This is a genomic window from Paenibacillus sp. YYML68 (genome assembly GCF_027923405.1).
GTDB lineage: Bacteria > Bacillota > Bacilli > Paenibacillales > NBRC-103111 > Paenibacillus_G.
The window spans coordinates 3,517,500-3,531,941 of record NZ_BQYI01000001.1 but is presented as its reverse complement, the minus strand read 5'-3'; the positions used below and the strand labels follow the sequence as shown (position 1 = coordinate 3,531,941).

The 14,442-nt window shown below is 55.9% G+C and carries 10 protein-coding genes; 9 read left to right on the top strand and 1 reads right to left on the bottom strand.

Annotation, left to right across the window (positions count from 1 at the left end; all coding sequences use genetic code 11):
- Positions 1 to 61 precede the first annotated feature (61 nt).
- The 7 genes from PAE68_RS15990 to glpK all read left to right on the top strand — a co-directional run bounded on the left by PAE68_RS15990 (position 62) and on the right by glpK (position 8,567).
- Entirely contained in the window at positions 62 to 1,222 is a 1,161-nt protein-coding gene (locus PAE68_RS15990; RefSeq protein WP_281888546.1) for a diphosphate--fructose-6-phosphate 1-phosphotransferase, read from the top strand.
- Positions 1,219 to 1,968, top strand: coding sequence for a GntR family transcriptional regulator (locus PAE68_RS15985; protein ID WP_281888544.1), 750 nt, complete (start codon positions 1,219 to 1,221; stop codon positions 1,966 to 1,968). The genes PAE68_RS15990 and PAE68_RS15985 overlap by 4 nt, the downstream gene beginning before the upstream one ends.
- Positions 1,969 to 2,064: 96 nt before the next feature.
- Positions 2,065 to 2,940: a class II fructose-bisphosphate aldolase gene (locus PAE68_RS15980; RefSeq protein WP_281888542.1), complete on the top strand. Its 876-nt coding sequence runs from the start codon at positions 2,065 to 2,067 to the stop codon at positions 2,938 to 2,940.
- Positions 2,941 to 2,976: 36 nt separating this feature from the next.
- The gene (locus PAE68_RS15975) at positions 2,977 to 4,413 is read left to right on the top strand and encodes an aldehyde dehydrogenase family protein (protein WP_281888540.1); all 1,437 of its coding nucleotides are present in this window, start codon (positions 2,977 to 2,979) and stop codon (positions 4,411 to 4,413) included.
- Positions 4,414 to 4,451: 38 nt separating this feature from the next.
- On the top strand, positions 4,452 to 6,089 hold the full coding sequence (locus PAE68_RS15970) for a glycerol-3-phosphate dehydrogenase/oxidase (RefSeq protein ID WP_281888538.1): 1,638 nt from the start codon (positions 4,452 to 4,454) through the stop codon (positions 6,087 to 6,089).
- A gap of 22 nt (positions 6,090 to 6,111) precedes the next feature.
- Entirely contained in the window at positions 6,112 to 7,065 is a 954-nt protein-coding gene (locus PAE68_RS15965) for a bile acid:sodium symporter family protein (protein ID WP_281888535.1), read from the top strand.
- A gap of 14 nt (positions 7,066 to 7,079) precedes the next feature.
- The gene (gene glpK, locus PAE68_RS15960; protein WP_281888533.1) at positions 7,080 to 8,567 is read left to right on the top strand and encodes a glycerol kinase GlpK; all 1,488 of its coding nucleotides are present in this window, start codon (positions 7,080 to 7,082) and stop codon (positions 8,565 to 8,567) included.
- Positions 8,568 to 8,720: 153 nt separating this feature from the next.
- Here the strand turns inward: glpK and PAE68_RS15955 are convergent, their stop codons facing one another.
- Positions 8,721 to 12,377 (bottom strand): glycosyltransferase, encoded by a 3,657-nt coding sequence (locus tag PAE68_RS15955; protein ID WP_281888531.1) that lies wholly within the window; start codon positions 12,375 to 12,377, stop codon positions 8,721 to 8,723.
- Between the two features lie 314 nt (positions 12,378 to 12,691).
- Here PAE68_RS15955 and PAE68_RS15950 point away from each other — a divergent pair, with 314 nt between their 5' ends.
- Both PAE68_RS15950 and PAE68_RS15945 read left to right on the top strand, forming a co-directional pair.
- Positions 12,692 to 13,318 (top strand): class I SAM-dependent methyltransferase, encoded by a 627-nt coding sequence (locus PAE68_RS15950; RefSeq protein WP_281888529.1) that lies wholly within the window; start codon positions 12,692 to 12,694, stop codon positions 13,316 to 13,318.
- Between the two features lie 312 nt (positions 13,319 to 13,630).
- A complete protein-coding gene (locus PAE68_RS15945) occupies positions 13,631 to 14,332 on the top strand; it encodes a DUF2306 domain-containing protein (protein WP_281888527.1) in 702 nt (233 codons plus the stop codon).
- Positions 14,333 to 14,442: the final 110 nt, after the last annotated feature.

The following is a 14,442-nucleotide window of genomic DNA, read 5'->3' as shown; positions in this document are numbered from 1 at the left end:
TTGCCATAACAGTTCCGAGATGACTCGGAACCTGTTATTCCAGGGGGGGAGGAAAAACAGCATGCGTAAAATAGCCGTAGGGCAAGCAGGGGGACCGACGGCTGTCATTAATGCCAGCTTGGTCGGACTTCTGGACGGATTATATGAGACGAACACCGTCTATGCGGTCATGAACGGGTATCAAGGCTTGGTTGAGGACGACATGGAGCCGCTCGAGGAGCATAGTCTCGAATGGGTGCAGCAGCATAAGCTCGTACCTGGCGCGTGTCTAGGATCCGGGCGGTATCCGTTCACGAACGAGAGGATGCAGCAGGCGGTGGAGCAGCTGAAGCGCCGCGGGATCGACACGCTGGTGTTCATCGGCGGCAACGGCACGATGGCGGCGCTGCAGAGGCTGTCTGTGCTGGCGGAGGAGATGCACTACAAGCTGCAGGTGATCGGCATCCCGAAGACAGTCGATAACGACCTGTCTTGCACCGATCATGCGCCTGGCTTCGCCAGCGCCGCACGTTACGTCGCGATGACCGCGCGTGATATTAGCAAGGATCTGGAGGCAATGCGCAACTTCGAGCAGGTGCGAATCATCGAGACGATGGGGCGTAATGCAGGCTGGCTCGCGCTTAGCAGTGGGTACTTGAAGACGTGCGATTGTGACGGACCGCATCACATTTATGTGCCGGAGCGACCGCTTGCGGCTAGTCAGTTTCTAAGCGATGTGCAGAGCAGCGTGCAGGCGTTCGGTATGGCCACGATCGTCGTCAGCGAAGGCTTCACGTTCGAAGGAACGGCCCAGGTCGAGCGCGAGGTGGTGCAGGGGCGGCCTGTGCTTGGCGGCATCGCTGCCCAGATGGAGGCGATCGTGCGAGAGCAGCTTGGCTTGACGGTTCGCTCCGAGAACATGGGCATGCACCAGCGCAGTGCGATGTACGCGGTATCCGAGCAGGATCTGCACGAAGCGTACGAGGTTGGCGCGAAGGCAGCGGAATATGTGACGTCTGGACTATCGAATCGGATGGTTAGTATACAAAGGCGGGACACAATCGAGTATAATTATGATCTGGTGCCGGTGCCGCTGGAGGATGTGATGCGGGAGGGGGAGCGTCTGCTGCCCGATATCTTCATTGAAGATCCCGCTCGATACTACACATGGCTGCAGCCGATAGTCGGCGAGCCGGTGCCCGCCTATCCCGCTATGCGCAGAAGGAGTGTTCGTTCGTCATGACCATTCAACCTTTCAGTCCCGGAGACATCGATCCTAGTAAGAACATCGCCCTCTACATTCAGGTGAAAAATATGCTGCTCAAGCTGATCCACAACCAAACGTGGCGTCCGCACACGCTGATCCCGACGGAGCAGGAGCTGATGGATATGTTCAGCGTCAGCCGTACGACGATCCGTCAGGCGATTACGATGCTCGTCCAGGAGGGCTTGCTGGAGAAGCGGCAGGGCAAGGGTACGATTGTGCTGCCGATGAAGCTGGTCGGCAATCTCGGGAGGCTGAAGGGCTTCGCGGAGGAGGTCGTGGAGCGGGGCATGGTGCCGCACTCCAAGCTGATCCGCGCCGAATTCATGACGATTCTCGACTATGAGAGATCGCAGCTGCAGCTGCCGGAGCATGCTCGGGTGCTGCTGATTGAGCGCATCCGGTTCGCCAACGATACGCCGATTGCGATCGAGCGCAGCTGCTGGCCGGAGCCGATCGGGCAGATTCTGATGAAGTTTGATTTGCACGCGGCCAAATATTATGAAATTCTCGAGCAGCACGACATCTTCCTCAAGCAAGCGAGGGAAAAAATATCGGCGCTCAACGCAACCGTTCACGAGGCCGATCTGCTCGGCATTCGCGGAGGCGAGGCGCTGCTGGAGATGACGCGCCTGAGCTGCGGCATCGACGGACAGCCGATCGAATATACGAAGACAAAATACAGAAGTGACCAGTACAGCTACGATATCGAGCTGACCCGCTAATGGAGCGGTCAACAGCACAGGCTCAAGCGAGCTTGCGCTCGATACTCGCTAGTCGGGCAGGGTGTAACTTATCATAGACAGGAGTGTGGCTTTCAGATGCCATTCATATCAGGTAAAACGATGCTCGACCATGCGTTCCAGCACGGCTATGCCGTCGGTGCCTTCAGCGCTCACAACGCGGAGACGATTCAAGCAATTCTATGGGCTGCGGAGGCAGAGCAAGCGCCGGTCATGATTCAGGTCGGTCAGCGTGTCATCCATTATATCGGCCTTGAGGCGATGAAGGTGATGATTGATACGTTCGCTCAAGGCATGACAGTGCCCGTATGCATCCATCTCGATCACAGCAGACAATATGTCCAGACGATGCAGGCGATTCAGGTCGGCTTCCAGTCGGTCATGTTCGACGGCTCGGCGCTCGACTTCGAGCAGAACGCTTCGATCACGCGTAAGGTAGCCGAGGCGGCTCGCGCGCTCGGAATCGGCTCGGAGGGCGAGATTGGCAAGATCGGCGGCACGGAGGATGACATTACGGTCGCTGAAGAGGACGCGATGATTACGTCGGTCAACGATGCGGTCCAATTCGTAGAGGCGACAGATGTTGACTATCTCGCCGTATCGATTGGTACAGCGCATGGTATATATAAGAATCCGCCGAAGCTTGCGTTCGACCGGCTGAAGGAAATTCGCGATGCGGTGAACCGTCCAATCGTGCTGCACGGCGGCTCAGACGTGCCGGATGAGCAGATTCGACGTGCGGTGGAGCTCGGTATTGCGAAGATTAACGTCGATACGGAGCTGCGTCAATCGTTCACGCTCGGGATGCTAGAGGTGCTGGATGCGAATCGTGACGAGTACCATCTTGCGGTATCACTTGGTCGCGGTCGTGAAGTGATGCAGCAGAAGGTACAGGAGAAGATCAGACTATTCGGCAGCGCAGGTAAGGCAGAAGAAGTACTACGACTTCTGTAAACATCGTAACGTTACAATGAATATGAGGTGATGAATATGAATCATGAGACAACCGTGCTTCCCGTCTATGGCGTATTCGTGGATGGTGCTTGGGAATTGAGCGCCGAGACGATGGAGGTGCTTGATAAATATACGCTGCAGCCCACAGCACAGATTGCCGACGCAAGTCCTGAGCAGGTGTCCCGCGCCGTAGAGAGCGCAGCAGCGGCGATGAAGAAGCCGTTCTCTCCGTATGAACGGTACAAGGTGCTGGCTAGGGCGGCTGAGCTGCTGCTCGCCCGCCGCGACGAATTCGCCGCGACACTGGCCGCTGAGGTCGGCAAGCCGATTCGCGAGTCGCGCGGCGAGGTCGAGCGGGCGGCGCAGACGCTGCTGATCTCGGCCGAGGAGGCGAAGCGCATTCACGGCGAAGGCGTGCCTGTCGAGGCAGCGCCGGGCTCGGAGCAGCGCCTCGCGTTCTCGATTCGCGTGCCCGTCGGCGTCATCGCGGCGATTACGCCGTTCAACGTGCCGCTCAATCTCGTCTGCCACAAGATCGGCCCTGCGCTCGCCGCAGGCAACAGCGTCGTGCTGAAGCCATCGGAGGTGACGCCGCTAGTCGCGCTGAAGCTGGCAGACGTGCTTGCTGAGGCGGGACTTCCGTCCGGTCGATTGAATGTAGTGACAGGAGACGGCGCTGTGATCGGCGGACTGCTGCTCGACGATGCGCGGGTGCAGATGTATTCGTTCACGGGCAGCGTCCGCGTGGGACGACTCATCCGCGAGCGTGCCGGACTTCGCAAGGTGGCGCTCGAGCTGGGCAACAATTCTGCGAACATCGTGCATCACGATTGTGATCTTCAGCTGGCAGTTGACATGATCGCGGCCAAAGGGTTCAATAATGCTGGGCAGGTATGCATCTCGGTACAGCGTGTGTTCGTGCATGAGTCGATTGCAGACGTATTCGTCGAGCGGCTGAAGGCGAAGACGGAGCAGCTCGTCATGGGCGATCCGCGCGAGGAAGCGACCGATATCGGGCCGATGATCAGCGTCAGGGAGGCTGAGCGCGTAGAGAGCTGGGTGAACGAGGCGCTTGAGCAGGGAGCGGTGCTCGTCTCCGGCGGCAAGCGGGACGGAGCCTTTTATCCCCCGACCATCCTGACAGGTGTGAAAGCCGATATGAAGGTGTGCAAGCAGGAAGTATTCGGGCCGGTTGTCGCGATCGAGACGTATGCGACAGCTGACGAGGCGATCGCGAAGGCGAACGATTCCGAATACGGGCTGCAGGCGGGCTTGTTCACGAAGGATCTGCAATTGGCGATGAAGGCGGCCAAGGAGCTCGAGGTCGGCGGACTGATCATTAATGACGCTTCGGCGTACCGGGTCGATCAGATGCCGTACGGCGGCGTCAAGAACAGCGGCACCGGCAAGGAAGGCCCTGCCTATGCGATCATGGAGATGACGGAAGAGAAGCTGATCGTCTTTAACCTATAAGTTCGGAGGAGAATGATGTGGGGACTTCCTTTTCTAGCATGAGAAGAAGCGAGCTGGTCGAGGCGGCTGAAGGCCGTACGTTCGATCTGCTTATTATCGGGGGCGGCATTACGGGAGCGGGCATCGCGCTGGATGCCGCCTCCCGCGGCATGAGCACGCTGCTCCTGGAGATGCAGGACTTCGCGCAGGGCACCTCCAGTCGTTCGACGAAGCTCGTTCACGGCGGTCTGCGCTACTTGAAGCAGCTCGATGTGAAGGTCGTGGCGGAGGTCGGCAAGGAGCGTGCGATCGTCTATGAGAATGGACCTCACGTAACGACGCCAGAATGGATGCTGCTGCCGATCTATAAGGGCGGTACGTTCGGCAAGCTCAGCACGTCGCTGGGCTTGAAGGTGTACGATTATTTAGCAGGTGTGAAGAAGAACGAGCGCAGAAGTATGCTCAGCCGTCAGGAGACGCTGGAGCGTGCGCCGCTCTTGAAGGAGGATGGGCTGCTCGGAGGCGGGTATTATGTGGAATACCGGACCGATGACGCGCGTCTGACGATTGAGGTAATGAAGGAAGCGGCGAATCGGGGAGCGACGGCACTCAACTACGCTCGTGTAGATTCCTTCCTCTATGAGGCTGGCAAGGTGAACGGCGTCTGCTTCACAGACCGACTCAGTGGACAGACACATCAGGTGTATGCGCGGAAGGTGATCAATGCAGCGGGTCCGTGGGTCGACGGCTTGCGGGAGCTGGACGGCTCGAAGACGGGGAAGCATCTGCTGCTGACCAAGGGTGTGCATCTCGTATTTGATCAGTCCGTATTCCCGCTCAAGCAGGCGGTCTACTTCGACACAGAGGATGGCCGCATGATCTTCGCCGTTCCGCGGGACGGCAAGACATATGTCGGGACAACGGATACGAAGTATGCCGATGACATGATCAGTCCGCGCATGACGGTCGAGGATCGGGATTACATTATGGCTCAGATTCGCTATATGTTCCCTAAGGTACAGGTGACCGCGGCCGATATCGAGTCGAGCTGGTCCGGTCTGCGTCCGCTCATCCACGCGGAAGGGAAGAGCCCTTCGGAAATATCTCGGAGAGATGAGATCTGGGTGTCACCATCCGGACTCATTACGATTGCAGGCGGCAAGCTGACGGGCTACCGGAAGATGGCGGAGCTCGTCGTCGATCAAGTATGCGGCCAGCTGCGGGAGGAAGGCTACCGCTCGTTCCCGTCCTGCTCGACGAAGACGATTCCGATCTCAGGCGGTCATGTGGGAGGCTCAGCTGGCTTCGCGGCGTATGTGGAGAAGAGGACGAAGGACGGCATGACTGCGGGGCTGACGAAGGGGCAGGCGGAGCGGCTGGCACGTCGCTACGGCTCGAATGTCCATCGGGTGTTCGCCCTTGTGCTGCGTCTTCGTCAAGACGTGGCGTCGTCTGGTATGCCGCTTGACGTGCTTGCCGAGCTCGAGTACAGCATGGAGGAGGAACAGACGGCGACGCCTTGCGACTTCTTCGTCCGCCGCACGGGAGCACTTCTGTTCCATCGCGCGTGGGTGCTGGAGCACCAGGAGGCAGTCATAAGGTATATGGGACAGAAGCTCAGCTGGTCGGAGGATGAGCTGCAGAAGGCTCGTGCAGAGCTGGAGCAAGCGCTGCGCGAGGCTGTTGAGGCGTTATGACAGACGTCGGGGGAACGGACGTATGGAAGTAATACGACGGACGAACGGACTGCTTGACCGCTGGATGTATATTATTATGCCGTTCATTATGGGCGTAGGCGCCTTCTCTGGCGAGCAGCTGACGGGCTGGACGGGCTGGACGCCGTATTTATTCATGGCGCTCACCTTCGTCTCCTCGCTGAACGCCGATGTGAGGCAATTCGCGGACGTATTGAGGAGGCCAGCGCTGTTCATCCTGTTCCTGCTGACGGTGCATGCAGGCATTCCGCTCATCATTCATCAGCTGTCTGCAGCGCTATTCGAGACGACTCCTGAGCTTATTACCGGATTGACGCTCATGGCGCTGCTGCCGCTCGGGGTCACCTCGATCTTCTGGGTGGCGTACAGCATGGGGAATCTGGCTACGACGCTGTCGCTCGTGACGCTGAACACGCTGCTCAGTCCGCTGCTTGTTCCCGCCTCGGTACGGCTGCTGCTCGGCTCTACCATTGAGCTAGATACAGCGGCACTTATGCTCAGCCTGCTGAAGCTGGTGCTCCTTCCAACGTTGCTCGGCATGATGACTGGCCATTGGCTCAGAGAGCGGGACGCGGTCGAGCTCGCTAAGCCGATTGCTTCAGCAATGTCGAAGGCGCTGCTCTATATGATCGTGCTGCTGAATGCGGCCGTCATCTCGGGTCAGCTGTCGGCTGTGGAGGGACAGCTGGTGAAGCTGACCGCCACCGTGCTGGGCGCGATGCTGTTCGGTTACGGCATGAGCCTGCTGCTCGGCCGTCTGCTGATGCGGGATCAAGCGGGACGCATTGCGGTCATGTATGCGGGTGGCGTGCGGAATTACACAGTCGGTGTCGTGCTGGCGGCGGCGTACTTCACCCCGCTCGTCGGATTGCCAGTGCTGCTGGCGATGCTGCTGCAGCATCCGGTAGCGCTCCTGTTCCATACGTTATACCGCAATCTGGGGCGTAACAAGCCATAGAGGAGTGGAAGCGAATGAAGAAATATGTGTTAAGCATTGACCAAGGAACGACGAGCACACGTGCGATGCTGTTCGATCATTCGGGCGATGTGGTCGGCATGAAGCAGCGCGAGACGAAGCAGAGCTTCCCACAGCCGGGCTGGGTCGAGCAGGACGCGCTCGAGATCGAGACAACGGTCCGCGAGCTGCTGGTAGAGGTGCTGGCTGGCGCGCAAGCATCAGCCGAGGAGCTGGCGGCGATCGGCATCACGAACCAGCGTGAGACGACGATCGTGTGGGAGAAGGCGACAGGCAAGCCAGTCTATCCAGCGATCATCTGGCAGAGCAAGCAGAGCAACGGCATCTGTGAGCGGTGGGCGGCGGAAGGTCTGGGCGACACCATTCGTGCTCGAACAGGGCTTGTGCTCGATTCGTACTTCTCCGCCTCCAAGGTAAGATGGATTCTCGAGCATGTCGACGGAGCGCTGGGACAGGCCGAGCGGGGCGAGCTGCTGATGGGCACGATGGAGACATGGCTCATCTGGTGCTTGACTGGCGGCAAGCATGTGACCGATTATTCGAATGCGTCCCGTACGATGATGTACAACATTCATACGCTGTCGTGGGATGAGGAGCTGCTGGCGGCGTATGGCATTCCGCGGTCGATGCTGCCCGAGGTACGGTCTTCGAGTGAGGTGTACGGCGAGGTGGAGCTTAACGGCGTCCGCATTCCGATCGCCGGAGCTGCAGGCGACCAGCAGGCGGCGCTATTCGGTCAGGCGTGCTTCGCGCCGGGCGATGTGAAGAATACGTACGGTACCGGCTGCTTCCTGCTCATGAACACCGGCACCCGTGCCGTCGCCTCGAAGCATGGCTTGCTGACGACGATCGCCTGGGGGATCGGCGGACGCGTGGAGTATGCGCTTGAGGGCAGCGTCTTCGTCGCTGGAAGCGCTATCCAGTGGCTGCGCGACGGGCTGCAGCTCATCGAGCGCGTCTCGGATACCGAGCTTCTGGCCGCCGAGGTAGCGTCCACCGAAGGCGTCTACGTCGTTCCGGCCTTCGTCGGTCTTGGCGCGCCATATTGGGATATGAACGCGAAGGGAGCCGTCTTCGGCCTGACGCAGGCGACGACGAAGGCGCATCTCGTGCGTGCGACGCTGGAGTCGCTCGCTTATCAGACGAAGGACGTAGTAATGGCGATGCAGGAGGACGTCGGGCTGCTGCCGGGCAGCTTGAAGGTGGATGGCGGCGCGTCCGTGAACGGGCTGCTGATGCAATTCCAAGCCGACATATTGGATATGACGGTGGAGCGTCCGGCGGTCATGGAGACGACAGCGCTCGGCGCAGCGTACCTTGCAGGACTTGCTACCGGCTTCTGGGAGGACCAGTCACATATTGCACGTCACCGTGCCGTCAACGGCGTCTACACGCCTGCGATGTCGGATAGCCGTAGAGCCGGTCTGTACGGCGGCTGGAAGGAATCGGTGCGCAGCACGCTCGGCTGGCGTGGAGTTCGCTAAGGTGTCAGGGGAGCAACGGTATACGGATAACAAGAGAAAAGAAGAGCGTCTACACCAGGCATATGCATAAGCCTGATGTAGACGCTCTTCCGTTTAATTATGCTTCTCATACTTGGGCTCAGTCCAAGCTTCAACCTACGTGTTCCACTTTGTTTATCGCCGAATGCTCTTTTTTTCACGGGATTTTCGTTTAATGCGCGGATAAGCTTTGGATTTCTGTACTAGTAAGGGACGGGAAGTACCTGTCTTCGTATGTCTCTTCCTGCCATTAGTAGCTCTCCTTCTCGCAATCCCCCATAGATGACTATAGCCCTGATGATCGGATGAGATGATTGGCTTCAACTGAGGATAACGGCGTTCGAACAGCGTATGAATGACCCACTCATAAGACTGGCTCGTTTCTTTTACTTGATTAGTTAAATTAGAGGCATGGCGTAGATGATTGTATAAGACATGATCCAGACATTCCATTCGGTAACACTCAGTGAGCTTAACTAAAATGTTAGCGTCTTCGACAAATCTGGATTCATATGGAAGATCGGTGGACCAGCCGCCAACTTCCTGCAAGTGACGAGTTCTATAGCATCTGGGCCAGACGGACGTTCCCAGAAGCAGAAGCTCTAAGGGGCTAGAGATCGATGCGCCATGCTGGATCCATTCATTACCGTGAGGTGCTAGAATTCGCAAGTGTCCTCCTAACACGGCCACATGCTTAGGAGCGGTGTCGAATGCCTTCAGAATGAGCTCTATCGCTTGGGGCTCCAGCCAGTCATCGGAATCTAGTTGCAGCAAGTAAGGCGTTGTGGTATAGGACAAGGCCTTGTTCAGACAATAAGTCTGTCCCATGTTCACCGCATTCGGTATGAACATATAGCGGTCTCCGTCATGTAGCTGCTGCATAAGCTGATCACTTCCATCGCTCGAGCCGTCATCGATCATGAGCAGTTTCCATTGCTTCGAGGTTTGCTTCATGACGCTCTCAATCGCTTTATTTAGATAAGCTTTGGAATTGTATGATGTGATGACGACTGTAACTAACGGCTCGGGGGTGTCCAGCTCCGTTTGCCTTATCGTAGACGAATCATGCTTCGATGCTGTCACCTCTCTGTAGCATTGGGCATACGCCGAATGAAACTTATGGCTTGAATATCGCTCTACCACAACATTCCTCGCGGCTACTTGAATACGTTCTCGCAGCTCTGCGGACTGAATATACTCATCGATGACCTGTACCATACCTTCATCTGAGCTGGAGGAATATGGAGCGAGCATACCTGTTGCGCGATGCTCGAGCAATTCGTTCCAGCCTGGTACGGAGAAGGCTGCGATCGGTACTCCAGCTGCCATCGCCTCAAGGCCGGCAATTGGTAGGCCCTCGCTTGGTGATGTGTTAACCAGGAGGTCACTGATCGCAAGCTGTACCTCAATATCGGAACAGTGTCCCATGCATGCGAATTGATGCCGGTATTTGCTCTCCTGGATGGAGGCGAGCACCGAGTCGTGAAGCGGTCCATCTCCAATGAGATGAAAGCGCAGTGGAAGCTCGGGATGCAGGGCGGCAATACGCTCGCACACACGGATGAATCGTTCGGGTGCCTTGTCTTGTGCCAGTCTGCCAAGGAAGGTGATGATGAATGAATCCCCAGGCAGCATGCGCTGCTGACGTAATTGCAGCTTTTGCGCTTGTGGTGTTGGCTTATACCGTTCAATGTCAACACCGTTTGGAATGACCGTTACTTTGTCGGGTGCGATCGCGAGCTTATTTATCATTACTTGCTTGATCGATGGCTTGATCACGATATGGTGATCGAGATAAGTATCCATATGAGCGGCTTTGCGAACGTAATCCCACGGAAGGCTGGGTACATAGGCGTGAAGCAGAGAGAGCGTCTTAATGTGCGAGAAGCGGGACTTGATGCGCGTTAGTGATACGTACCCGAGCTCACTGTTATTAATATGAACGATATGGATTCCACGGGCTTCGATAAGCTGGATCAGAGCATCCTCCATCTGGCCGTTCAGCGCGTAGCGCGGCAGGTGGAATATATCGCAGGTCAGGTCTTCAAAGACCTCTTGCCACGGATTCGTCGAGTCGAGCGTCGTCACAACAGTGAATCGATAGCCTTGACAGTGCAGCCCCTTCATCATATCCAGGGCGACCTTCTCTGCGCCGCCTACTGTAAGCCAGGGGAGAATCAGCATAATATGGTTAGCTTCGCCGCCTCGCCTCGCCTCGTAACGCCTCACATGCTCCCATGGTAAAGGCTCCGGCAGCTTAGGCGGAGCTGTCTCCCACTTATTCCTTAACTCCTCTATGAAGTGACTTGTATGTAGATAAGGATGGTTATCGCGTATTTGTTTCTTTAATTCCTCCCTCTTCGTGTTGGATTGTTGGAGCATCGAAGAACCATGCTTTCGATAAAAAAATAGAGGCTCCTGTATTTGGTACCCAGTCCAGCCTCCTTCCGATAGCTTAATCCAAAAGTCCCAATCCTCATAGCCGCCTCTCATCGACTCATCGTAGCCGCCGACTGCCTCCCAGGCGCTCCTACGAATCAACGAATTGCCTACAATATTGTTGTCATGAAGAAGGGAATAGAAGTTATACGGTGGTGGACTCCAGACCCAGCTTTCGTTGCCGAAATGCTTCAGCCAGGTCGTTACAAAGCCTAGACGAGGGTAACGCTCAAGCACCCAGTATCCTTTCTCCAGCAAGGTTGGATGTATTCGATCATCCGCATCGAGCGGGAACACATACGTACCTGCCGCTTCCTTAATGCCCGTATTACGTGCCGCAGCAAGGCCTTGGTTGCGCTGATGGATGACCTTCGTTTTCGGGTCATTCAGCTGGTGCAGCTTTTGTATAGTAGCCGGGTCATTGGACCCGTCGTTGACTACAATAATCTCGAAGTCCTGGAAGGAGGAATTCAAGCAAGACTGAATCGTCTCATCCAAATATTGGCCGTAGTTATAGCATGGGATCACAATGGATATCAATGGGGAGTCCGGGGATCGCTCATCAATATGAGCATCGCTGCGTTCGAGCTGCTCTCGAATCCAGACTCGGGCAGGATTGTCCAGCTCCCTTTCGATTGGATGAGCGAATAATGCTTTCTCTTCTCTGGCTTCACGCACGTCCTGAACAGCTAAAGGCGCATCCAGTCGAACGTACTTCTCGTACATCTTCGGGTAAGCTCTCAGCTTGCCGCCGCAGCTGGCCGCGAGTGTTGGAACGAGTATTTCCTCCAAGGCATATACCTCTGTGGTATGGATCAGCTCTATCATCTGCTTATAATCCAGTGCTGCTAGCATCTTCTGAATAAGCGATTTGCGGTACACCTGCATCGCATTCAAGCATCCCATGAAGTACTCGGTACCGAAGAAAGGCTTCCATCGCTCCCATTCGTTCCACATATCCCGAGCGGGAGCCCACCACAAATCAGGAGTATCTTTATCAACTTTACGCATATACAGCGCCATACCGTCATAGCCGTCCATCAGTTCGTCGAGCCGCTGGTCATAGCCACGATGGGTAAAGAGCATATCTGAATCCATGTAGACTAGATAATCGTACGAGCACTGCTCCTCTTCTAGCCACATCATCGTTTCGATCAGCACTCGCGCCAGCTTCGGCTTCTGTACAGGCTGACTGTACGGGCATATATCGACTCCGCAGCTGCGACCGAAGTCCGGGTCTAGTCCGCCGTTATACAATACCACCTTCGAATTAGGTACAAGCTTCTTGATATTGTCGATTTGGTCCTGCAATACGTCCTCTGCATAATGCGCCAGTATCAAAAATATAATCAAAGCCTTAACCCCTCCTTGCTGTCACTTGCGTCTAGGGCTATGTTGTTTACTATATTCCCACGTCTGCAATACGATTGGGTTCATGCCTAGTCGATAGGTGTACAGAGCTCATTAGGGCCAACGTCCAAGCGGACATGATACGCTTCACATACTGTAACAAGACATGTACGGCTGCATGCACATCGATATGAGGGAGTGTGTAAAGGATGGATGATTCGTTGATAAATGATGCTCGTCACAATAATTACTATATAAAGGAAGGATATCAAGCGCGTATGGAGCCTCGATATTGTGACGACCCAATAGGAGTAGACTTGATCTGGCAGCCCAACGTGTACACGCTTGGAGGCTACCTTGGACGGAAGCTAGGAAGCAAGCGAGTGATCGATATCGGCTGCGGCAATGGGTATAAATTAAGCCAGCTGTATCCTGAATTTGAGTTGATCGGAATTGATTATGGACCAAACCTAGAGCTATGCAAGGAGCTGTATCCGTATGGCTCTTGGATGACGCACGATCTCGATACAAGCTCGCAGCTGCAGCTCTCCACGGAGCAGCTTCACGAGTCGGTTATCATTTGCGCCGATGTTATCGAGCATTTGGTGCATCCCGAATATTTGCTATCGAACATTCGATCGGTTATGGATGCTGCCCAAGTCTGCATCTTGTCTACACCGGAGCGCGACTTGACTAGAGGCTATAACGATTACGGCCCACCGGGCAATACGCTGCACATCCGTGAATGGAATCAGGACGAATTGGAGCGTCTTGTGCAATCGTTCGGCCTGCAGATCGTGTATAGCGGCTTAACGGATTCTAACAATGTGTGGAGGGAGAAACGAACCTCGATCATCGTGCTGAGCGGTCATCAGCTGGATAAGGAGAAGGCGGAGCTGCTGCATTCGTCCGAAATGAGACGTGATATCGATCAAATCGTATAGAGCTGAGGTTTACATCCCGCGTGGTCGAGCATTTCATGACACGCGGACGAAGGCGGGTCGGCGTAATCGACGGCCCTGAATTCGTCTAGATTGATATGTCTAGCTACTGCTGTCGCTGCTTGCCGTGGCCGAGGGCGGATATCACGTGTGGGGCTCTAGGCTCCCAGCGTGCTGGGTGACTATAGTCACCCGCCACTCCTCTGAGGTTATGACCTCGTTCACCTGACGGGCTTGCCGTAAGCGTGTAGCATGAGCTTATACGCATCAAGCACGCAGGTCGTGCAAGCTCAAGAAAGGTTGGTGAACGCTATTATGCTCTTCACTTCGCTGGCAATGTTATTTCAGGTGCTTCTCAAGCTTCATGTTGTGGCCGGATTCACCGCGCTGCTCGTATTCTGGATTCCGATGGTAACGAAGAAGGGAGGTAAGGTTCATTCACGTGTCGGCTGGGTGTATGTCGTGGCGATGGGACTTGTCGCGGTGACCGCCGTGTATCTGGGCGCATGGCGCATCTGGCTCGATCCGGAGCAGACTGACGAAACGGTGGCATTCGCTTACTTCCTGCTCTTCATTGCCGTGCTGAGCTGGGCGTCGTGCTGGTTCGGTCTTCGCGTGCTCCGCTTCAAGCAGCGCAAGGTCTTACATAAGCAGGCGATCGACGTGTTGACCTCGCTTGCGCTGCTGCTCGGAGGCATCGCTACGAGCATATACGGCTTCAAGGTTGGAATACCGCTGCTGCAATGGTTCCCCGTCATCGGTATCGTCATCGGCGCCCAGCAGGTGTACTATTGGCTCACGCCGCCGCGTACGAAGCTGCACTGGTGGTTCGAGCATCTGGGCTCGATGCTGGGCTGCTGCATTGCGACGATAACCGCATTCACCGTATTCGGTGCGCCGCGGCTGCTACAGCTCGAAGAAGTTCCGCTAATTGTCTGGTTCATCCCTACGATCCTGCTTACACCGGTGATCGTCGGCTATAACATCTACTATCGGCTCAAGTTCAGGCAAGCGTAGAAGCTCGTTGCGCTGCGTCACCTTGCCTTCATTCATCTGCTTAGTAAAAAAGAGCGTTCCTCGACCGACCTGCATCGGTTAAGGAACGCTCTTATATGTTTGTTACAAGT